This window comes from Thalassolituus pacificus, assembly GCF_025318105.1.
Lineage (GTDB): Bacteria > Pseudomonadota > Gammaproteobacteria > Pseudomonadales > Oceanobacteraceae > Venatoribacter > Venatoribacter pacificus.
Genome location: NZ_JAOANI010000012.1, coordinates 1 through 22068, shown reverse-complemented (window position 1 = coordinate 22068; position 22068 = coordinate 1). Strand labels below are relative to the sequence as shown.

At 51.9% G+C, this 22068-nt stretch carries 18 protein-coding genes; 9 read left to right on the top strand and 9 right to left on the bottom strand.

Translation table 11 applies throughout. The features are described 5' to 3' along the window. Positions 1-311: 311 nt before the first annotated feature. Positions 312-1154 carry a PhzF family phenazine biosynthesis protein gene (locus NYR02_RS03130; RefSeq protein ID WP_260974941.1) on the bottom strand — a complete coding sequence of 281 codons (843 nt, stop codon included), beginning with the start codon at positions 1152-1154 and terminating at the stop codon, positions 312-314. A gap of 115 nt (positions 1155-1269) precedes the next feature. After that, a complete protein-coding gene (locus NYR02_RS03125; RefSeq protein WP_260974940.1) occupies positions 1270-2640 on the bottom strand; it encodes an MBL fold metallo-hydrolase in 1371 nt (456 codons plus the stop codon). A gap of 226 nt (positions 2641-2866) precedes the next feature. Between NYR02_RS03125 and NYR02_RS03120 the strand changes: the two genes are divergently transcribed. From NYR02_RS03120 to NYR02_RS03110, 3 genes are read left to right on the top strand one after another with little or no spacing between them, the layout of a single operon-like run. Beyond that, on the top strand, positions 2867-4384 hold the full coding sequence (locus NYR02_RS03120) for a thymidine phosphorylase family protein (protein WP_260974939.1): 1518 nt from the start codon (positions 2867-2869) through the stop codon (positions 4382-4384). A 28-nt stretch (positions 4385-4412) separates the two neighbouring features. Continuing rightward, a complete protein-coding gene (locus NYR02_RS03115) occupies positions 4413-5363 on the top strand; it encodes a ribose-phosphate pyrophosphokinase (RefSeq protein WP_260974938.1) in 951 nt (316 codons plus the stop codon). Continuing rightward, a complete protein-coding gene (locus tag NYR02_RS03110; protein WP_260974937.1) occupies positions 5360-7786 on the top strand; it encodes a phosphoketolase family protein in 2427 nt (808 codons plus the stop codon). The genes NYR02_RS03115 and NYR02_RS03110 overlap by 4 nt, the downstream gene beginning before the upstream one ends. Before the next feature lie 102 nt (positions 7787-7888). On the opposite strand, the gene NYR02_RS03105 is transcribed toward NYR02_RS03110, so the two are convergent. From NYR02_RS03105 to NYR02_RS03095, 3 genes are all read right to left on the bottom strand, one after another. After that, positions 7889-8368, bottom strand: coding sequence for a hypothetical protein (locus tag NYR02_RS03105; RefSeq protein WP_260974936.1), 480 nt, complete (start codon positions 8366-8368; stop codon positions 7889-7891). A gap of 210 nt (positions 8369-8578) precedes the next feature. Beyond that, positions 8579-10066: a flavin-containing monooxygenase gene (locus tag NYR02_RS03100; RefSeq protein WP_260974935.1), complete on the bottom strand. Its 1488-nt coding sequence runs from the start codon at positions 10064-10066 to the stop codon at positions 8579-8581. 355 nt (positions 10067-10421) lie between these two features. After that, positions 10422-10730 carry an MGMT family protein gene (locus tag NYR02_RS03095; protein ID WP_260974934.1) on the bottom strand — a complete coding sequence of 103 codons (309 nt, stop codon included), beginning with the start codon at positions 10728-10730 and terminating at the stop codon, positions 10422-10424. Between the two features lie 135 nt (positions 10731-10865). On the opposite strand from NYR02_RS03095, the gene NYR02_RS03090 reads away from it, so the two are divergent. Then, entirely contained in the window at positions 10866-11504 is a 639-nt protein-coding gene (locus NYR02_RS03090) for a hypothetical protein (RefSeq protein ID WP_260974933.1), read from the top strand. Positions 11505-11542: 38 nt separating this feature from the next. On the opposite strand, the gene NYR02_RS03085 is transcribed toward NYR02_RS03090, so the two are convergent. Beyond that, positions 11543-12379, bottom strand: a complete 837-nt coding sequence (locus NYR02_RS03085; RefSeq protein WP_260974932.1) for a hypothetical protein — start codon at positions 12377-12379, stop codon at positions 11543-11545. Positions 12380-12587: 208 nt separating this feature from the next. Next, positions 12588-13346, bottom strand: coding sequence for an SDR family oxidoreductase (locus NYR02_RS03080; RefSeq protein ID WP_260974931.1), 759 nt, complete (start codon positions 13344-13346; stop codon positions 12588-12590). Between the two features lie 302 nt (positions 13347-13648). Between NYR02_RS03080 and NYR02_RS03075 the strand changes: the two genes are divergently transcribed. The 5 genes from NYR02_RS03075 to NYR02_RS03055 all read left to right on the top strand — a co-directional run bounded on the left by NYR02_RS03075 (position 13649) and on the right by NYR02_RS03055 (position 20403). Then, positions 13649-14149 carry a MerR family transcriptional regulator gene (locus tag NYR02_RS03075; protein ID WP_260974930.1) on the top strand — a complete coding sequence of 167 codons (501 nt, stop codon included), beginning with the start codon at positions 13649-13651 and terminating at the stop codon, positions 14147-14149. Between the two features lie 247 nt (positions 14150-14396). Then, positions 14397-15677 carry a CaiB/BaiF CoA transferase family protein gene (locus NYR02_RS03070; RefSeq protein ID WP_260974929.1) on the top strand — a complete coding sequence of 427 codons (1281 nt, stop codon included), beginning with the start codon at positions 14397-14399 and terminating at the stop codon, positions 15675-15677. Continuing rightward, positions 15674-16810: an acyl-CoA dehydrogenase family protein gene (locus tag NYR02_RS03065; protein WP_260974928.1), complete on the top strand. Its 1137-nt coding sequence runs from the start codon at positions 15674-15676 to the stop codon at positions 16808-16810. The genes NYR02_RS03070 and NYR02_RS03065 overlap by 4 nt, the downstream gene beginning before the upstream one ends. A gap of 80 nt (positions 16811-16890) precedes the next feature. After that, a complete protein-coding gene (locus tag NYR02_RS03060; protein WP_260974927.1) occupies positions 16891-18096 on the top strand; it encodes an acetyl-CoA C-acetyltransferase in 1206 nt (401 codons plus the stop codon). Between the two features lie 165 nt (positions 18097-18261). Further along, entirely contained in the window at positions 18262-20403 is a 2142-nt protein-coding gene (locus NYR02_RS03055; protein ID WP_260974926.1) for a 3-hydroxyacyl-CoA dehydrogenase NAD-binding domain-containing protein, read from the top strand. Between the two features lie 161 nt (positions 20404-20564). Here NYR02_RS03055 and NYR02_RS03050 read toward each other — a convergent pair whose 3' ends face one another. Both NYR02_RS03050 and NYR02_RS03045 read right to left on the bottom strand, forming a co-directional pair. After that, a complete protein-coding gene (locus tag NYR02_RS03050; protein WP_260974925.1) occupies positions 20565-21071 on the bottom strand; it encodes a hypothetical protein in 507 nt (168 codons plus the stop codon). 72 nt (positions 21072-21143) lie between these two features. After that, the gene (locus tag NYR02_RS03045; RefSeq protein WP_260974924.1) at positions 21144-21932 is read right to left on the bottom strand and encodes a HEPN domain-containing protein; all 789 of its coding nucleotides are present in this window, start codon (positions 21930-21932) and stop codon (positions 21144-21146) included. Positions 21933-22068: the final 136 nt, after the last annotated feature.

Below are 22068 nucleotides of genomic sequence, written 5' to 3'. Positions count from 1 at the left end.
AGACGACGCAGCAGAAGCCGGGGCAGACACCCTCTGCGGACTGACAGCGCCGCTGTTATAGCCAGTTAAGCCGACTGAAGGTGGAATGTTCATGCTGGGTATATCTCACTGACATTAAGCACGTAAGGCTCACTATAGCGGCAGAATGGCGTTGCGTCAGGGACGGGCTGCGGCAGATGACCGGAATATCCTGTCACTTATCCGGGACAATAAATGCGGCGCTTGAAGTGACAAAAATATGCCGGAATTATGCCTTTAATTACCGTCATAAAACCGTGCTCCGGCCAGAAGCGCCGGAGCAGAATCTGTGATCAGGCCATGGCTTCGGGAAGGGCAAATTCACCTTTCATATAGGCAAAGCAACGTCCGGCAATCAATACCCGGTCATGTTCCAGTTGCAGCATGGCATCGCCGCCACGGGCAGAACACTGCCAGCCGTTGAGTTGGGTTTTACCCAGTTTTTTGCTCCAGTAAGGTGTCAGTGTGCAGAATGACGAGCCGGTAACAGGGTCTTCATCCAGGCCCTGGCGCGGAGCGAAAAAGCGGCTGACAAAATCATAGCCTTCGCTGTCACTGCGGGCGGTTACCATGACGGCGAAAGTATCCAGCTCACTGAGCAGTGCCAGATTGGGTTGGCAATCATGCAGAGCCTGCTCGTTTTCCAGCTCGACCAGCATATCGCGGGCATTACAGATGGCGACCACTTTTTGGCCAAGGGCTTGTTCCAGCTGTTGTTGCAGCGCCGTGTCATCAAGCATTTCACCGGGGCGAGCTGGAAAGTCCAGCTGCAATAAGCCACTGCCGCCATCGTTATTACGCAGTGCACGCACCATCAGGTTGCCGGCTTCCTGAGTCGAGAACGGAATAATTTCGCGCATATCCAGCAGTTCGTTACGGATCACCCAGGCCGCTGCTAATGTGGCATGGCCGCAGAGGTCTACCTCAGTGGTTGGGGTAAACCAGCGGATATGGTAAATACCGTCGCTGTTTTTAACGAAGAAGGCGGTTTCAGACAGGTTGTTTTCGGCCGCGATAGCCTGCATCTGATCTTCACTTAACCATTCCTGCAGCGGAACAATAGCGGCAGGATTACCACTGAAACCGTTAACAGATTGGCGGATAAAGGCATCGATTTTATATACAGAATAACGCATGGAGGCTTACCGGCGGCGATGTGTGTAGTGCCGATAGTAACAGGCGTGTCAGCGATATGGGAGAGACACAGTGTTCTAAACAAGCAGCCGGCTTGCCCGGCTGCTTTATCAGGGGTTAATCCAGCAAGGCAATATCCAGATATTCAGGCACTTCCACATCCCAGCTAAACTCGTCTTTTAAATGCCGGCGCATAGCATCGGCGGCGCAGGTTTCACCGTGGGTAATAAAGACTTTGCGTGGCTTGCCGGGCATTTTCTTCAGCCAGTCCGATATTTCCACATAATCTCCATGGCTGGATAAGGCCTGAAGATTAGCGATTTCAGCCTGAACCTGACAATACTGTCCATGAATTTTGATATGGTCAGCTCCTTTAAGCAGGCTGTCGCCGCGGGTTCCTCCGGCCTGATACCCAAGGAATAAAATGCTGTTGCGCGGATCGGAAATCAGTGCCTTCAGGTGATGCAATACGCGTCCGCCGCTGGCCATGCCGCTGGCGGAAATAATAATGGCCGGTGTTTTCTTTTCCACCAGAGCAATAGATTCTTCGGTGGTTTTCACATAAATCGTCATATCGTCCATGCGCTGACAGTCATCTTCTGTCAGTTTGTGCAGATCATGGTGACTGAAGAAAATAGAGGTTGCACGAATGGCCATCGGACTATTCAGATACACCGGTAATGAGGGAATGCGCTGCTGGTCACGCAGGCGCTGTAAATAATGTAATACCAGCTGCGCGCGTCCTACGGCAAAGGCTGGCATCAGCACAATGCCGCCGCGTTTATAGGTGCGGTTAATCACATCGGCAATGGCTTCTTCGGCATCCACTTCTTCATGACGGCGGTCACCGTAGGTGGATTCGACCACCAGATAATCGGTTGCTGGCAAAGGTTGTGGCGGATACATAATGGCATCATTGCTGCGACCAACATCACCGGTAAACGTAATGCTTTTACCCTGAAATTCCAGGCGAATGGACGTTGCTCCCAGAATGTGTCCGGCAGGAATAAATTGCGCGGTCATGCCACCTGGAAGGGTCAGGGTTTCTCCCTGCGGAACATCTTTAAATTGCTTCAGAACTTTGCGTGCATCTTCTTCGGTGTAAAGCGGTTCAGCCGGATCATGTTTCGAAAATTTCTTTTTATTGGCGTAACGCGCATCTTCTTCCTGCAGAAACCCCGCATCCGGTAATAATACTTTGCATAATGCGTGGGTCGCTTCGGATGAATAAACCGGGCCATGGAAACCACGTTTCATTAAGGCCGGTAAAAATCCGGAGTGGTCAATGTGTGCGTGGGTCAGCAGCACAGCATCAACCTGGTCGGCAGGAAATGGCAGTTCATTCCAGTTGCGGCGACGGACGTTTTTGATGCCCTGAAATAAACCACAGTCGATCAGAATTTTATAGCGGTCGTACTTAATCAGATATTTAGAACCGGTGACGGTGCCGGTTGCACCGATAAACTGAACCTGAAACGGACTCTGCATAGGGTATTCCTTGTGGAACACTGAGCCATCTTCCCGGGGTCATTATTACAAAGACTGTTTCTAACCCACGGATTTCTCAGCGTTTCCTTGACCATGAGTGAAATGAAAAATCATTCTGGCAGATACAACGGAGCATGGGAAACGCTGTCAGAGCAATCGTTGATTTACCGCAAGGCCGCCATGATTGTGCAGGCCTACACTAGATGCTGAAAAATAAGGTGTATTTATGGATACTCAGCTCGATTTCTTACATCTGCGCCGGCTCGGAATTAACACGCATCAGGAGCCGGTGGTTTATATGCGTCAGGATTGTCAGGTGGCAATCTCTGAGGGATTTTATGCGCATAGCCGGGTAGAAGTGCATTGTGCTGATCAGAGCGTTATCGCCACACTGGTTCTGGTCTGCAGTGAGCTGCTCTCCCATGAAGAAGCCGGTTTATCCGAAGCGGCCTGGCACAGGCTGGGTTGCCCGGCCGATGGCGAACAGGCGCGTTTTCACCATGCCCGCCCGGTGGAGTCGATGTCTTTCGTGCGTGGCAAGCTGTATGGTCAGCGCTTCAATGATGAATCGGCCAAGGCCATTATCGAAGATATTAAAGCCGGTCATTACAGCGATATTCAGCTTTCTGCATTTGTAACTGCCTGCGCTGGTGATCGTCTTGATCTGGACGAAACCATTGCCATTACCCGCGCGATGGTCAGTAGCGGCCAGCGTTTTGACTGGTCATCGGACAAAGTGCTGGATAAGCACTGCGTGGGTGGCCTGCCCGGCAATCGCACCACACCCATTGTGGTTGCCATTGTTGCCGCTAACGGTTTGCTGATGCCGAAAACCTCCAGTCGCGCCATTACCTCTCCGGCCGGCACTGCTGACACCATGGAAAGCATGACCACCGTCACCATGACCTTTGAGCACATGCGTGACGTGGTTGAGCAGGAAGGCGGTTGTCTGGCATGGGGCGGCTCGGTCAGCCTTAGTCCGACGGACGATATCGTCATTCGCGTCGAGCGGGCTCTGGATCTTGACAGCGAAGGTCAGCTGGTTGCCTCAGTTATTTCCAAAAAGGTGGCGGCGGGATCAAAACAGGTTCTGATTGATATTCCGGTTGGCCCGACCGCCAAGGTGCGTTCGCAATCCATGGCACAAACCTTAAAGCAATTGCTGGAAAAAACCGGCGCAGCGCTGGGGCTGGATGTACGCACCATCATTACGGATGGCAATCAGCCCATCGGCCGTGGTATCGGCCCGGCACTCGAAGCCCGCGATATTCTTCAGGTATTACGTAACGATGGCCACGCGCCGCAAGACCTGCGCGAGAAGTCGCTGCAGCTGGCCGGCATCATGTTAGAAATGGGCGAAAAAGCCGCCGTTGGCCAGGGTTACGCGTTAGCACAGCGGACGCTGCTGGATGGTCGTGCGATGGATAAATTCAAAGCCATCTGCCTGGCTCAGGGTGGTTTTATGGAACCACCGGTGGCTGAATTTACTCACTGTATTCATGCGCAGCACAGTGGCGTGGTTGCCTATTTTAATAATCGCTTTATTGCCCGCTTAGCATCACTGGCCGGCGCACCGAATGCCAAAGCCGCGGGTATTGAGTTGCACGTTACGCTGGGCGACGAAGTTGAAGCCGGGGCTCCTTTATTTACCCTGCATGCTGAAGCACCGGGTGAGCTGGCTTATGCGCTGGATTTTCTTGATGGTCATACCGATGTGATCCGCATCGAAGAGCAAATGGTTTAACAATAATAAATTAACAGGCAGAAATATTATGACAACACATCTCCTCTGCCTTGACGGGCATGACGAGTTGGCAGCAACGCTGGCGTTAAAACTCAGCGCAGAAGGCACCGATGTTCAGATTCTGGCACTGGAAAGCCGGCATTTTCCTGATGGTGAACTGTATTTTAATTTACCGAAAATCATCGACGGCGATGAGGTTATTGTTCTGTGCCATCTGCATCAACCCAGTGATAAAACACTGGCGTTGTGGTTTATGGCGCGGCATCTGCGCGAATTCGGTGCGCGCCGTATCGGTCTGGTGGCACCTTATCTTGCTTACATGCGCCAGGATATCCGTTTCCAGCCGGGTGAGTGTTTAACGTCAAAATACTTTGCTGAACTGATTAATCAGAGTTTTGATTATTTAATTACCATTGATCCGCATCTGCACCGTTACCACAGCCTGAGCGAGATTTATTCGATCCCGGCGCAGGCGCTGCACGCCACAGACATTATTGGCCATTACCTTAAACAGCAAGTAAGTAACCCGCTGGTGATTGGCCCGGATGAAGAGAGCGAACAGTGGGCTAAAGATGTCGCCCAGATAGCCGGTTGCGATTATCTGGTGCTGCGTAAAACCCGCAGTGGTGATCGCGATGTCGCTATTCATATTCCTGATGTGCAGATCTATGCCGATCATCAGCCGGTACTGGTGGACGATATTATTTCCACCGGTCGTACGATGTTACGCACGGCGGATGAGCTGGTGGCTCAGGGATTAAATAAACCCCTGTGTATTGGTGTACATGCCGTCTTTGCCGAAGGCGGGCCGGGTGTTCCTTCCGCCGATGAAGAAATGCGTGCCGGCCCGATCGCCGGTATTGTCACCTGCAACTGTATTCCCCACGCCACCAACGGCATTGATATCAGTCCGTTACTGGTACCTGCCATCCAGGCAATGCTTCACGCGCAATCTGCTTCTTCAGGAGACACGTTATGAGTCTGAATCTGTACAAAAAACTGAGTGAAGAATATAAAGCTCAGGAAATAGAAGCGGAAGCACGCAACCACCGCGAATACGATGTCGATTTCGCCGCCTGGGCACAAGGCTGTGGTGTTATTAAACACACCGCTGCAACCCAACTGCAGGTGTTTGAATTGGCAACCAGCCTGCTGGAAGCAGGACTGATTAAGGATAAAAGCGAATGTTACCGTAAGCTGATTGCTCTTGATCAGCTGGCCAATCAGGCAATGTGGCTGGTTGTGCATATGACCTACGCCAAACATGTTTTTCTCGACGGCCGTGATTTAACGCCCGACGATTTCAAGCGCGATCCGCAAGGCCATACCGGCGGCTCGCTGAATATGGTTCCGGCTTACAGCGCGTTATTAGCGGTTAACAGCTTAACCGGGCAACACCGTGACTGGCTGATGGGGCAGGGCCACTGTGTTGCCGCTATTGATGCGGTGCAGCTGTTGTCAGGCAATGCGTTGCCGGAGCGAAAAAAACGCTACCCGCTGACTGATACCGGCTTAAGCAGTTTCGTTAAAGATTTTTATAATTACCGAGTACGCCCTGATGGCAAACCGCTGTCGCCTTTGGGGAGCCACGTTAATGTAAATACCGCCGGTGCCAGAATGGAAGGTGGTTATTTAGGTTTTGCCGGTCTGCAATATGTGCATCAGCCATTGCCGGACGAACGTTTGGTCGCCTTTTTAAGTGATGGTGCTTTTGAAGAGCAGCGTGGCAGCGATTGGGCAGCGCGTTGGTGGCGTGCGGAAGACAGTGGTCTGGTCAGCCCCATTATGATCGCTAATGGCCGCCGTATTGATCAGCGTACAACGGTGGCGCAGCAGGGCGGCAGCGAATGGTTTGTCGAGCACCTGAGCAATCAGGGATTTGCGCCCTTCGTTATTGATGGACATGATCCGGCCGCCTTTGTCTGCGCCATTTATTTTATGGAACAACATCTCAGCCACGCGGCGGTTACCGTTGCCAGCGGAGGAGCGGCTTATCCGCTGCCTCTGCCGTATTGCATTGCCGAGAGTATTAAGGGTTATGGTTTCCCGGGTGCTGGCACCAATGCCGCACACGGCTTGCCTCTGGGCAGCAATCCCCGTCGTGATAACGAAGCGCTTAACTTTTTCCATCGGGGTGCCAAAGCGTTATGGCAGGAAGAAAAACACTGGCGGGCGGCCGTGGCGGAATTAGCTCAGCCAAGAGCCCCAATGCCGCAGGTTGCCGTCACGATTAACCGTCATGATCCGCACTGGTTAAAAGAACCGCTGGCACCGATGGCAGCGATTGATAATTACTTTGTCGATCTGGTCGAGGTTAACCCACACCTGCGCGTACGGGTGGGTAACCCGGATGAATTACGCTCTAACCGCATGAACCAGACACTGGATTTATTAAAACATCGGGTCACTGATCCTGAAGCCGGTGCTGCCGAAGCCGTGGATGGTTGCGTGATTACCGCATTGAACGAAGAAGCGGTTGTCAGTGCCTGCCTGGCCAACCAGTCCGGCCTGAATCTGGTGGTATCGTACGAAGCCTTTGCCACCAAAATGCTGGGTGCTTTACGGCAGAGTATTATTTTTTCCCGTCATCAGAAAGAAGCCGATGAACCGGCATCCTGGTTAGGTGTACCGATTATTTCCACCTCGCATGTGTGGGAGAACGGTAAAAACGAACAGAGCCATCAGGACCCGAGTCTGGCTGAAAGTCTGCTGGGTGAGATGTCCGATATGGCGCGGGTCGTTTTTCCGGCAGATGGCAATTCTGCCATGGCCTGTATTAAAGCCTGCTATGGCGATCTGGGTACAATCTGGAATCTGGTGGTACCCAAGTCATCCATGCCGGCTGTATTTGATGGCAAGCAAGCTGCGGCATTAATTCAGGATGGTGCCGTTTGTGTACGCGGTAATTGCGCGGCGGAATTACAGCTGGTGGCTTGTGGTGCATTCCAATTGCAGCAGGCGTTAAAAGCCTCTGACCGGTTAAAAGAAAAAGACGTGGCACACTCGGTTATTTACCTGCTTGAGCCTGGCCGCTTCCGTATTCCTCGGGATCAATACGAACAGGGTATTCAGGCCGATCCTCAGGTGCTGGATGCCTTATTTCCTGCCCGGGTTCAGCAGCGGGTCTTTATGCTGCACACCCGTCCGGAAGTCATTCTTGGGCATTGTCGTCTGCTTGATCTTGGCCCACAACGGACCATTGCTTTGGGATACATTAACCAGGGCGGCACGCTGGAAACTGAAGGTTTGTTATTTGCCAACCGCTGTACCTGGGCCGACGCACTGGCCGCGTTAGCCGGACTCAGTCAGCGTGATCCGCTGGAATGGTTAAGCGCCGAGGAATGGGCGGCCATTCGTGGAGAAGGCAATCCTTACGACGTGATAAAACACCCGTATCCGTAATAAGCGTTGTTACGCCGGGCAGTTGAACGGGAAATAAAGTGAGACATAAAAAGGGTCGTCGAAAGGGTCGGCGACTCTTTTTATTTTGCTGCTTTTAGCGCGCTATTTTGTGTCAAAATCCCCCAGCTCACGCACACTGCGTTTACCGTTAATATGGCGCACATAATACAATGGCTCGCGAGGGATCGTTTTATTTCCCGGTGCTATTTGCCAGTCGCAACTGAGGTGGGCATTGGTCAGCACCAGCATTTCCATTAACTCCTTTGTATCCGGGGAGGCAATGTCAACGCTGTGTTCGTCAGCACGACGTATCGCCATGCTGCCTTCGCCGATCACCGACATTCCACCGATCATCAATCGCCCTTCATCATCCGTACAGAAACTAACGAAAGCGTCCAGAGCGGCAGCTTTGCCAACGGGTAATTCAAAAAGATAGTGATAATCGCTGTAGCGGGAAAACTCGGCCACAGGTAAATCCCAGATAAAACGCGGCTCTTCTTTGTCGACGGTTGTGCTACAGCCGCTGATGGATAACGCCAGTAAACCAGCGCTTACCGCAAGTGAAAAGGGCCGTAACATCATACCGTGATATCCTTGTAAACCATCGCAGATGGCCACTACTGTGCACTCATCCGCTACGTGCGGCAAGAGCACTTCTGAATAATTCTTCACGTCGTGTGCCGGTACTCAGTTTCAGGAAATACGAACAAAAAAAAAGCGCCGCAAAAGCGGCGCAAACGATCTCCTTAATATAACCGGAGACGGGGTGAGTGTCGTTCTTTAAACCCGTATTTAAACAGCGCCGCTGGCGGCGGTATTTTCACGGATCACCGGATTGGCATACTCCAGTGACGGGTCATCCATACTGGCCATTTTCAGCAGTGTCATATCCAGGAAGTAGTTCTGATACAGCTTCCATGGGCGCTCGTCGCCTTGTTGTGGAATCTGATCTTTAACTCGTGAAATATAACCAGACTGCATATTAATAAATGGCAGGCGTTTAATGCTGGCGTTGTGGTTACGCGGGGTTACCTGACGCACGCCTTTTTCGTCCATATGCTTGAGCAGACGGCAAACATAGCTGGAAATCAGATCGGCTTTTAACGTCCAGGATGCGTTGGTGTAGCCGAATACCATGCCCATATTTGGCAGGTCTTCAAACATCACACCACGGTAGCTCATTTTTGTGCTTGGCTTCAGCGGTTCGCCATCAATAGTGACCTGCATATTGCCCAGCATCTGCACTTTCAGACCGGTGGCCGTAATAATAATATCGGCTTCCAGTTTTTGGCCGGATTTGAGTTGAATACCGTTGTCGATAAAACGATCGATATGATCCGTCACCACAGAGGCTTTGCCCTGTTTGATGACTTTAAACATATCACCTTCCGGCACAGCACACAGACGCTCATCCCAGGGCGCGTATTTCGGTGTGAAGTGCTTCATATCGAAATCGGCGGGTAACTGCTTTTTCACGGTCCACTGCAGCAGTTTGCGTGCAGCATTCGGAAAACGTTTACAGAAGCGGTACAGGCCCAGCGTAATGGAAACGTTACGGCCGCGAATAATACGGTAAGCCAGTTTTTGCGGCAGTATTTTGCGCAGCAGGGCAACCATTGCATCCTGCTGTGGCACGCTTAATACATAAGACGGTGAACGCTGCAGCATGGTGACGTGTGCGGCTTTATCCGTCATTGACGGAATCAGCGTGACGGCGGTGGCACCACTGCCGATAACAACCACGCGCTTGCCGACATAATCAAGATCTTCCGGCCATTGCTGCGGGTGAATAACCTGGCCTTTAAAATCATCACGGCCTTCGAATTCTGGCGTGAAACCTTCTTCATAGCTGTAATAACCGGTACAGCTCAGCAGAAAATTACAGCAATATTCTTTCTTGCTGCCATCGGCCAGTTCTACGTCCAGAGTCCAGGTTGCGTTATCGCTGCTCCAGCGTGCGGCTTTGACTTTGTGGCCATAACGGATGTGTGGATCAACGTTATTTTCGCGCGATGCTTCACGGATGTAATTACGGATATCCGCACCGTCGGCGATGCCTTTTTTATTCGTCCAGGGTTTGAATTCATAACCCAGGGTAAACATATCAGAGTCGGAACGAATGCCAGGGTAGCGGAACAGATCCCAGGTACCACCGCTGGCGTCGCGGCCTTCAAGGATCGCAAAGGATTTGCCCGGACATTCTTTTTTCAGGTGACAGGCAGCGCCGATGCCGGACAGGCCCGCGCCAATAATCAATACATCAAAATATTCAGTAGCCATGGTGATTTCCGCTTTTCAGAGGTGATCGTTATTGTTATTCGGTGTTCTGATGATCACTTTCCCTTATCAGCGTGTAAAAAAACAGGTGATCCCCTGTCATGTTTTACGGCGCTACTTTCTGTGGGAGTAACCGCAGTACTTGCCTGAGGCACCGTGGACTATCTATGGCCTGATCGGAAATGCGGGCGTCAGGGCGTCAGATCACCGCAGAAAAAGAACCGGGTTATCAGGGCGTAAAGCCTGCCAGCATGGGCTTGAGTCTGTCTCAGATGAGGTGGGCTGAGGGCTGGCAGAGAGGGGCAGGTTGATTCCTGCCATGCGCACTGTGAAAGCCGTTAATGCCAAATGAGGGGGGTTAGTTCAAGCCAAAGCGTTTCAGATTGATGCGTCCGCTGTCACTGAATTCGATCCCCTCACGTACCAGCAGTCCTTGCTGGCGCAGTGCGGCGGCACTGCCCACAGGAAAGCTGAGCCGTCCCTGAGCGTTAATCACCCGGAACCAGGGCAGTTGCGTATCTTTGGGTAATTGCGACAGAACCCGCCCGGCCCAGCGCGCGCCGCCCGGACGTCCGGCCAGAGCAGCAAGCTGACCATAAGTAACCACCCGACCGGCGGGTATCGCGGCGAGGGCGGTGTAGAGTCGTTCGTAGGAATCCGATTGCATGGGCAGATAATAACAGTCTCGCTTTATGCGTGGGAACAGAACCGGAAAAGTGGAAAGCTTTTTGCTGATACATCTGCTCATAACCAAAGCGCTCAGCAAGAACAGTTACAGAGCCACTCTGAAGGAGCAGAACCCATGGATATGCGCATTCATCCCCAGTCCGGCAGCGTCAGCCCGTTACTGAGTCAGCAGCCACAGACAACAGCCGTTGCCGCCAGCGGCAAGGCTTTACCGGCTGATGGCTATACACCCTCCGCCGAAATACAGCAGCAGGCCGAAGTCCGAGATGAGCAACTGACAGCCACTTTACAGAGCCTGGATAGCGGATTGCTGAAACTGCCGGGGGCGGGTGATATCCGCAGCTTTGAAAAACAATTTAATCAGGCGCTGGCAGAGGCCGGTATCGACACCAGCCAGGAAATTGAATTGCAGATAGAAAGCGATGGCAGTGTCACGGTCGCCAATGATCATCCGCAGAAAGACCGTATCGAAGCTTTGTTTACCGACCGGGAATTACAGCAGGGATTAGTGCGGGCGCAGATGGCGCAGACCTTTGAGAAGATTGGTGCCCTGCATGATCAGTGGCTGCAGAAACTGGCAGCCGGTATGCCCGAAGATACGGCCAATCAATGGCTGGTAAATGCCACCAAAGCGGTAACGGCCGAGGAAAGTAATCTGAGCTGGAAAGGCGGGAAGGTGCAGGGTGATGGAGAAGCCATTGCCCAGCACGGGAATCAGCAGTATCTGGCGGTACAGGCCATGGGCGCAGGCTGATGCCTGCTCTGTGCCGTCGTGGAATTCGCTGCGCAGCCTCAGTAGCGGTTCATTTGTAAGGCAATCATGCCGGTCAGCTGCTCTACCAGCTCGCGCATCTGCGGCGCTCTTACCGCTGACATACTGTTATAACTGATGCCGGTGGCAATGGCGTCGGTGGTGGAATCAATCAGGATATACATTAACCCTTCGGCAATCATACCGACGGGATTATCCGACTGGTATTCATGGGTACTGTTGGAGTCCTGCTCTTCAACGCATTTATGCACACCGATTTTTCCAACCGGGGTGCTGCTCCACAACATCGTCCGTTGTGACATATCCCACAGCACCATGTTCAGTTGCAGATTGGTTCCGGCATGCTGACAGCGGCTGCTGGTGCGTTCGGCGCGTGTCATGCGTTGCCAGTCAAGAATGCGGAAGTCGATCAGATAATCAAACTGCTGTTGCTGATTGATCAGCAGATTATTAACAACGGCAGAACGTTCAGGCATCTCCGCAGTTTTAATCTCCATATCGGCGCTCAGCACTTCCTGTTGTTCGCTGTCTGATTCTGCAGTGGTATCAGCTGCAGCTGCTGGTTTAGTGAGAATAAAAGACGTGGCATTGGCCACATTGCGGCTGCGTTTAAGCTGATCGGCCAGCGAGGTGGAAATTAAACGGATTAATTCAGCCTCTTCCGCATCGTCGCCTTTGTGATAACCGGCAATCAGTACTCTTTTATTATCGAAGGTCGAGGTGAAAAAAGCATCGCTGCGATATTCATCTTCCAGCGACACATAAGAGTAGGGCGTGGTGTTGGTGGCACAGGCGGTGAATAAAAGGCTGGCTGCCAGAATCATAAACGCCGTGGTGTTCCGGGTTAATATCCACATAAATAATCCGCATCATCCATAAAATAAGATGATTCAGAATAAATACTCCGCTACCGATAACCAGAGCCTTTATTGCAACAATACGTTGTTGTTAAAAAACCAATTGAAATATTTCTTTTTTATGACACACAGCCGCCATAAAAAACGGCAGCCAGAGCTGCCGTTTTTATTTTCCGCAAATATTCCCGGAGTATCCGAGATCGGCGGCTTACAGACGCAGACCACCGTCTACTTCAACAACACGGCCCGACATATAATCGTTTTCCAGCAGGAAAGCGACAGCCGAGGCAATTTCATCCGGCTGACCCATACGCTTGGCCGGAATGCCTGCCGTCATTTTTTCCAGTGCTTCCGGTTTCATGCCAGCGGTCATTTCGGTGGCGATAAAGCCCGGTGCAATGGCATTGGCGCGGATGCCGTAACGCGCCAGTTCTTTCGCCCAGACAACCGCCAGACTGGCAACACCGGCTTTGGCAGCAGAGTAGTTGCTCTGGCCCATATTACCGGCGCGGGAAATACTGGAGATATTGATGATGCAGCCGCCTTCGCCGCCGTTAATCATCTGTACTGCAGCTTCGCGTCCGCACAGGAACACGCCGGTCAGGTTCACGTCGATCACGCTCTGCCACTGCGCCAGGCTCATCTTGCTGACTTCACCGTCTTTCACTTTCACCATCAGGCCGTCACGCAGAATACCGGCGTTATTCACCAGACCGTGCAGACCGCCCATATCCGCAGCAATGGCGGCGAAGGTGCTTTCAACCTGTTCTTCGTTGGCAACGTTACACAGGTAAGTGTTGCCGTTGCTGCCGGCCGCTTCGACCTGGCGTTTTGTTTCATCCATGTGACCCTGATCGAGGTCGATAATGGCAATCCGTGCCCCTTTTGCTGCCAGATAAACCGCCATCGCACGACCCAGACCCTGGCCCGCGCCGGTAATGGCGACCACTTTGTTTTGCAGATCCATACAGAACTCCTGAATTATTGAAAAGGGGTTGTTTGTTCGCCGCGGCCTTGCTGAAACCAGAACTGCAGCCGGGACAGAGGGTAAACAGACGGTCAGATTATAGGCAGTTTTTGTCCTGTATTGACCTATTTACTCTGGCGAAACATAAAAATCCGCCCGATTATACGCCGATAGCATGAGGCCGTGTTATCCGCTGATGGTGGGGTTGATAGTGGGGGTGATGGCGGGCTTGATTCCGGGGCTGATGCTGGGAATCCGTTCAGGCAGTGGTAGACTGCGCGTTTTCACTGTTGCCGATGCACATGAGCGATAACAATTACACCGTTGCCGATCTGGCCGCTGAGTTCGGCATTACCCCCCGTGCCATCCGTCTGTATGAGAGCAAGGGGTTGATTACCTCGCGCCGCGTCGGGCGCACCATGATCTACGATCACCGCCAGCGCGCGCGGCTGAAAATTGTGCTGCGCTCCAAGCGTGTGGGCTTCTCGCTGGAAGACACCAAATCCTACCTCGATCTGTATGACGCCGACCGCTCCAACCCGGAACGTCTGCTGGGCTTAATGCATCAGTGTCGTACCCGCCTGCTGGAGCTGGAAGCCCAGCGCCGCGACCTGGATGCCATCATCGCCGAGCTGCAGAAGGTCGAGCAGGCCGCCGGTGCCGATCTCAGCCAGCTCGATATTGCGCCGGAAGAGGCGTATCAGCAGTTTCTGCAACGCCTGCCATTGCCAGACGACCAGCCAGTGTCAGACGACCAGCCAGTGTCAGACGACCAGCCAGTGTCAGACGACCAGCCAGGCTGATCTTTTTCGTCACGATTTTTCCTCTCATAAGTGCAAATCTGTCAATCCGCTTGAGCGATTTGCACATTGACCCCCCACGGCTCCCCCCGGTAGTCTGAGTTACGTTAAGGTAACTCGGGCGAACTGGCATCGTTATGGCCCGCCCGGAATGCCTTGCAAAGTCACCATGGCAGGCGGTTAATAAACGCTCAGATCCGCACATCACGCGGACAAAGCAGCCTGTATATAACAATAATGAGGGCGCAACATGACTTTACCCCTGTCCGGCATGCTGGTGCTGGATCTGTCGCGTTTATTACCAGGACCCATGTGCTCTATGCATCTGCACGATATGGGCGCGCGCGTTATTAAAGTGGAAGACACCGGCGCCGGCGATTACACCCGCTCACTGGGTATGCCAAAAGGCTTTGTCAGCCCGGCGTTTCATATTCTTAACCGTGGCAAAGAATCCATCAGCCTCGACCTCTCTACTGCCGAAGGCCACGAACTGCTGATGAAGCTGGTGGCAAAGGCCGACATCCTGCTGGAAAGTTTCCGCCCCGGCGTCATGAAAAAACTCGGTCTGGCTTACGAACAACTGAAAGCGGTTAACCCGCGGCTGGTGGCCTGTTCCATTTCCGGTTTCGGCCAGACCGGCCCCTGGGCCGACAAAGCCGGCCACGATATGAATTACTGTGCCACCGCTGGCGTGCTCGATCAGGTCGGTGAAGCCGGTGGCGCACCGACCTTAAGTAATTTCCAGATTGCCGATCTGGCCGGTGGCTCACTCAGTGCCGCCATGGCTATTTTAGGCGGCGTGGTTGGCCGTCTGAATTCGCAATTAAATGGCGGCGCGGGCGAAGGCTGTTATCTCGATGTGTCGATGACCGACTGCACCTTTGCGCACAATGTGATTCCGCTGGCGACCATGAATTTAATGGGTAAATCATTGCCGCGCGGACAGGACATGCTGACCGGTGCGCGCCCCTGTTATGGCATTTATAAAACCGCCGACGATCTGTATATGGCGGTGGGTTCGCTGGAGCAGAAATTCTGGAATCAGGTTTGTGACGTTCTGGGTCATCCTGAATGGCAAAACCGTTACTGGGATATGGGCGCCAAAGCCGATCAGCTGCGCAGCGAAGTGGCAGCGGTATTTGCCTCTCAGCCACAAAGCCACTGGCGCGAAGTCTTTGCCGATACCGATTGCTGCGTCACGCCGATTTTAAGCCCGCAGCAGGCGTTCGAACATCCGCAATTACTGGCGCGGGAAATGGTACAGGTATTAACCACCGCCCAGGGGCAGAAAATCCGTTGCCCGGCACCGGCCATTCAGTTTGGCGAACAAAAACACATCACCGATAAACCCGGCCCGGAGCAGGGTGAACACACACTCAGCGTTCTGCAGGAACTGGCATTGGCCGAGGCCGATATTCAGCAACTGCTGAGCCGCGGAGTAATCCGTCAGGCCGGACATGAAATGGCCACATCCACCGATAACAGTAATAAAAAATCATCGACACCAAGCACCAAGGAGACCACGGTATGATCCCACGCAGTGTATTTACCGAAGAGCACAACATGTTCCGCGACAGCGTGCGCAAATTTATGCAGCGCGAAATTCAGCCACACTGGGAAGAGTGGGAAGCACAGGGTCATATTTCCCGTGAAGCCTGGCTGAAAGCCGGTGAAGCAGGCATTTTGTGCACCCATATCCCGGTGGAATACGGTGGCTCCGGCGTGGATTTCCGTTATTCCGCTATCGCCATTGAAGAGCAGGGTTATGTGTTTGCTTCAGGCCCGGGTTTCTCCCTGCATTCCGATATCGTTGCTCCTTATATCCTGCATTACGGCACCGAAGAGCAGAAACAAAAATGGCTGCCAAAAATGTGTACCGGTGAAGTGATTACCGCCATCGCCATGACTGAACCAGGTACCGGTTCCGACTTGGCCGGTGTACGCACCACCGCCATCGAAGACGGCGACCATTATGTGATTAACGGTTCCAAAACTTTTATCACCAACGGTCAGATGGCCGACCTTTATATTGTGGTTGCCAAAACCGATACCAGCGCCGGTGCCAAAGGTGTGAGCCTGTTTCTGGTAGAAGCTGACCGTGCCGGTTTCAGCCGTGGTCAGAACCTGAAAAAAGTCGGTATGAAAGCGCAGGATACTTCTGAGCTGTTTTTCGACAACGTGCGCATCCCGAAAGAAAACCTGATGGGCCAGAAAAATGCCGGCTTTATTTATCTGATGCAGGAACTGGCGCAGGAACGTCTGAGTGTGGCCATTATTGGTGCTGCAGTTGCACGTGCCTGTTACGACGCCACCGTTACCTACGTGAAAGAGCGTAAAGCCTTTGGTAAGCCGGTTGCCGCTTTCCAGAATACCCGCTTTAAACTGGCCGAAATCCGCACCGAACTGGAAGTTACCCAGTGCTACGTTGACCGCTGTCTGGAACTGCATTGCGAAGGCAAACTGAGCATCGACGCTGCGGCCTCGGTCAAACTCTGGGCTACCGAAGCACAGTGCCGCATCATCGACGAATGTGTGCAGCTGCACGGCGGTTACGGCTACATGTGGGAATACCCGGTTGCCCGTGCTTACGCCGATTCGCGCGTACAGCGTATTTACGCCGGTACTTCTGAAATTATGAAAGAAATTATTTCGCGTACCATCTGAATATAAAAACGTAAGGGGTCACCTGCTGCTGAGTAATGTAACGCAGGCAGATCCCCGGCGTAAAAATTAAGGAATGTAAAATGACTGATGCCTATATTTTTGACGCGGTACGTACGCCGCGCGGTCGTGGTAAAAAAGACGGCGGCCTGCACACCGTAACGCCGGTCAGCCTGATGTCGGGTTTATTGCGTGGCCTGCAGGAACGCCATGATCTGGATACTTCTCAGATCGACGACGTGGTACTGGGGTGTGTGGAACCGGTAATGGAGCAGGGCGCCGATATCGCCCGCACCGCGGTACTAATGGCCGACTATGCACAAACCTGTGCCGGTACTGTGGTCAGCCGTTTCTGTGCTTCAGGCCTTGAAGCGGTGAATATGGCTGCCGCCAAAGTAAAAGCCGGTGAAGCGCAGATGACCATCGGTGGTGGTGTGGAATGCATGTCACGTATTCCGATGGGTGCCGGTGGTGGCGCTTATTACACCGACCCTGCAGTAACCAATAAATTGTCGTTTGTACCTCAGGGTATTTCCGCTGATTTAATTGCCACCCTGAATGGTTTTTCCCGTGCCGATGTGGACGCCTATGCGGTGGAATCACAGCGTCGTGCCAAACACGCCTGGGATAATGGCTACTTTAAAAATTCCATTATTCCGGTGAAAGATCAGCTCGGTTTAACCCTGCTCGACCGTGACGAACATATGCGCCCGGAAGCGACGGTTGAATCGCTGGCGGGCCTGAAGCCATCGTTCGAAATGCACGGCGGTCTGGGGTTTAACGCCATTGCCCAGCAGGTTTATCCACAGGTTGAAAGCATTAACCACGTACACCACGCCGGTAACTCCTCCGGTATTGTTGACGGTGCTTCGGCGGTATTAATCGGTACCAAAGAAATGGGTCAGGCGCTGGGATTAAAACCACGTGCCCGTATCCGCTCGGCAGCGTCTATTGGTTCTGAACCAACCATCATGCTTACCGGCCCGGCGCCGTCTGCACGTAAAGCGCTGAAAAACGGCATGATGCAGGCCAGCGATATCGACCTGTGGGAACTGAACGAAGCCTTTGCCTCGGTGGTTTTGCTGTTTATGAAAGATATGAATATCGACCACAGCAAAATCAACGTAAACGGCGGTGCCATTGCCATGGGCCATCCGCTGGGGGCAACCGGTGCCATGATTCTCGGCACTGTGCTGGATGAACTGGAGCGTCGCGACCTGAACACCGCATTAATCAACCTGTGCGTTGGTGGTGGTATGGGGACTGCCACCATTATCGAACGGGTTTAAAAAGCTACCTGCGTTGCATCTGCGGCGTTAAAACGTGTTTCGGAATGCTCATTTAGCCGTCAGTAAACTCCGCTTCCTCAAACACGTTTTGCCTTGCATAGGCTGCCTCGGTAACGCTTTTAGCGTTTTCAGCAGCGCAGGCTTTGACAGATTAAAGGATATGTTATGACTACATTTACGCATGAAATCGACGCTCAGGGTATTGCGGTTTTAACCTGGGACGATCAGAACGGGCCGGTAAACTCACTGGCACAGAGTGCAGTAATTGCACTGAACGAAGCACTCGAAGCCTTACTGGCCAACGATGCGGTAAAAGGTATTGTATTAACCTCAGGTAAATCCGATTTTGTTGTTGGCGCGAATTTAAAAGAAATTCAGACCATGCCGCAAAATGCCGAAACCATTATCGGTTTTGTGCGCAGCCTGCATCAGATTATGCGCCGTATGGAGCAGGGCGGTAAGCCGATTGTTGCTGCATTAAACGGCACCGCATTGGGTGGCGGTATGGAAATCGCGCTGGCCTGTCATCACCGTATTGCCGCCGACAATCCGAAAGCCGTGTTTGGTTTTCCGGAAGTCAATCTGGGTCTGCTGCCGGGTGGCGGTGGTACTCAGCGTCTGGCGCGTATGCTGGGTATTCAGGCGGCGATGCCGTGGTTGCTGCAGGCGACCCAGGCCAAAGCCAAAGAAGCCAAAGCTGCCGGTCTGATTAACGAGGTGGTTGCCGCAGATGAGCTGATTGCAGCGGCCAAACAATGGCTGCTGGATAATCCGAAAGCCTGCGTACAGCCGTGGGATGAGAAGAAATTTAAATTACCAGGTGGCGAAGTACAGTCAGCCAAAGTAGCGCAGGTATTTATGGGCGCAGAAGCCATGCTGCGCAAGAAAACCATGGGTAATTACCTCGCACCACAGCGTATTCTGCAGGCCTTGTTTGAAGGCTGTCAGCTGCCGATTGATCAGGCACTGGATGTTGAAGCGCGTTACTTTACCGAGCTGCTGCTGTCTGATCAGGCAAAAGCCATGATCCGCACTTTCTTTGTCGCGCTGCAGGATGCCAACAAACTGAAAAACCGCCCCAAAGGAGTGGAGAAAAAACAGTTCAAGAAAGTCGGTATTTTAGGTGCCGGTATGATGGGTGCCGGTATTGCCTATTCCTCCGCCATGAGCGGTATGGAAGTGGTGCTGCTGGATACCGCGCAGGAATCCGCCGATAAAGGCAAAAGCTATTCTGAAGGCCTGCTGAAAAAGCGTGTATCACGCGGCAAAATGGCGCAGGAAAAAGCCGATGCCACACTGGCACGTATTCTCGCCACCACCGACTATAACGACCTGAAAGGTTGTGATCTGGTGATCGAAGCGGTATTCGAAGACCGCACTATTAAGGCCGACGTTACTGCTAAAGCCGAAGCGGTGCTGGGTGATGATGCTATCTTTGCTTCCAACACCTCGACCCTGCCGATTACCGGCCTGGCCGAAGCCAGCAAACGCCCTGAGCAGTTTATTGGTCTGCACTTTTTCTCACCGGTCGACAAAATGCCGCTGGTGGAAATTATTATGGGCGAAAAAACCTCGCAACATACCCTGGCCTGGGCGCTGGATTATGTACAGCAACTGAAGAAAACCCCGATTACCGTTAACGACAGCCGTGGTTTCTACACCTCGCGTGTATTTAAAACCTACGTGCTCGAAGGTATGGCCCTGCTGAAAGAAGGTGTATCACCGGCGCTGATCGAAAACGTAGGCAAACTGGCCGGTATGCCGGTTGGCCCGCTGGCGCTGAGCGACGAAGTTACGCTGGAGCTGATGGACCGCATTGGCCGCCAGACCCAGAAAGACCTGGGCGACGCCTATGTATCGCACCCGGCTGACGAAGTGGTGCAGTACATGGTGCACGAAGCCAAACGCATTGGTAAAAAAGCCGGTGTTGGTTTCTACGATTATCCGGCCGACCCACAAGGTAAAAAATCCCTGTGGAGCGGACTGGCAGAACGCTTCCCGCTGGCGGCAGAACAGCCATCGGTGGAATACGTAAAACAGCGTCTGCTGTACGCACAGGCGGTAGAAACCCTGCACTGTGTGGCCGAAGGTGTGATTACCCGCGCCCATGAAGTCGATATCGGCTCCATTTTCGGCTGGGGCTTTGCGCCACAGACCGGCGGCGTAATCTCCTTTGTAGAAACCATGGAAGGCATCGATACCTTTATCGCCAATGCCGACCAGCTGGCCGCCAATGTTGGCGACCGCTACAAAATTCCGGGAATGCTGCGGGAAATGGCGGCTGAAGGAAAATCCTTCTACGCCTGAGGTGGTTTGAAAGAAGCGTGAAATAAAAAAGCCTGCCGGGAGACCGGCAGGCTTATTTTTGGGTAACGTCGCAGTATGGCGACGGAGTGTTGCTGGCCTTTATTTCTGTTTTTCACCAAAAATAAAGGCCAGCGGAACGGAGTTCGCGCATGACTGCTTCGTTAAACAGTTTGCTCATTGCTTAATTCTTGAAGCTGGAAAAACATTGAAAGCTTTTTCTCAGCTATCTGTCTCTGCCGGTCATTACTTTCCAAATAATGATCAAATTTATCAACTGCACCAATGGCGTCTTGATACAATTTGATCATATAAATAAATATTGTATCTGAGGGGATGTTTGATACAGATATAGCATCGTTACACACATACTGTATACGTTTGGCTTTACCACTTTTAGTATCCCGAGCGTAGGATGTTGATGTATGCAACACCGCACATCTTGCAGCCCACAAATCATCAGCAGAGCAACCTAAGCTGCTATTCGGGAGCAGATAAGTATTGACCCACGCCTTGAAGTCCGCTCCGCTGGCCTCGTCGCTAACTGAAAGCCATGCCATCCGATCGATCCATGCGTAGATCAATATAAGTGCAGATTCATGGTGCTTTTCCTCAATAAGAATTTTGATTGCAGCATGATTTCGTTTCGTGTGATCAATTAATATTGCCATATTCTTCTCGTTTAACGCCTCAAACACTGGCGCAGTTTTTTTTGCATCCGAATGCTTTGATTTGTTAGCTTTTTACCTGAATTCATTGAAAATAAAAAAATTTTCAGACAGGTGCGCGTCGATTTTTTTGGCCATACCTATCAAGGCCTGATTCTTCTCTGTTACAGATTTAATGTTTAGAGAGGGTGGCCTTCCGTGTGCAATGCTATTTCTTAAGTCTCGCAGATTATGAAATTCACGCACTTCATCATCAGAGAAATCAATATGAAAGCAATCCATTAGGATCTCGGGTATTTCTTTTGACTTTAGGTCGCCAAGCTTCTTATTTAACATCTTAATCCCATAACCAGAAAGCAACTCATTAGGGAACATATACCCTGAATCGGAAAGATTCCTTGAAATCTCATGGTATTGAGGCCTTCTTTGAGGTTTTCTGTTTCCGGTAAGCTTTCTTTTGGAATTGCTGTTCTGATTGCCAACTTCAAAGCTTTTCTTTACACTTTTATTATAATTTGTAATGAATTTATCAACTCCACCATGGAATTCAAACAACTCTCGGATTACATCCACCACAAAAGCTTCAAAGTGACTAAAAAGCGAAAGGAGCATATATGACGAGGTTTGCTGCTTGTAAGTTGAAGCTCTTCTTTTTAAACCTTCCCTTAAATTGTCGCTTGAGTAGTACCCTTCTTTCGTACTCCTATAATAATCAGGCCTAGGCAGAGATTGTATCTTTCCTTTCTCTAGCAGTGAAATCTGCATCTTAAGAGATGGAACTGAGTAACTTACGAGAACACTGAAATCGAATATAGCTTGAGATTCAACTTTCCATACATTGTAGGCATTAGTACTAAAGCGCATAGAATTCCTTTGTATTTATCTCTGCAAAGCTAACGCTAAGTTAAGCGGCGCAGTGATCTTCCCCCGCTTTAACGGACACCAAAGTCAAACTGACGAGGTGTCCAATGCCAAAATATACTCAGCCAAGAAAGACTTG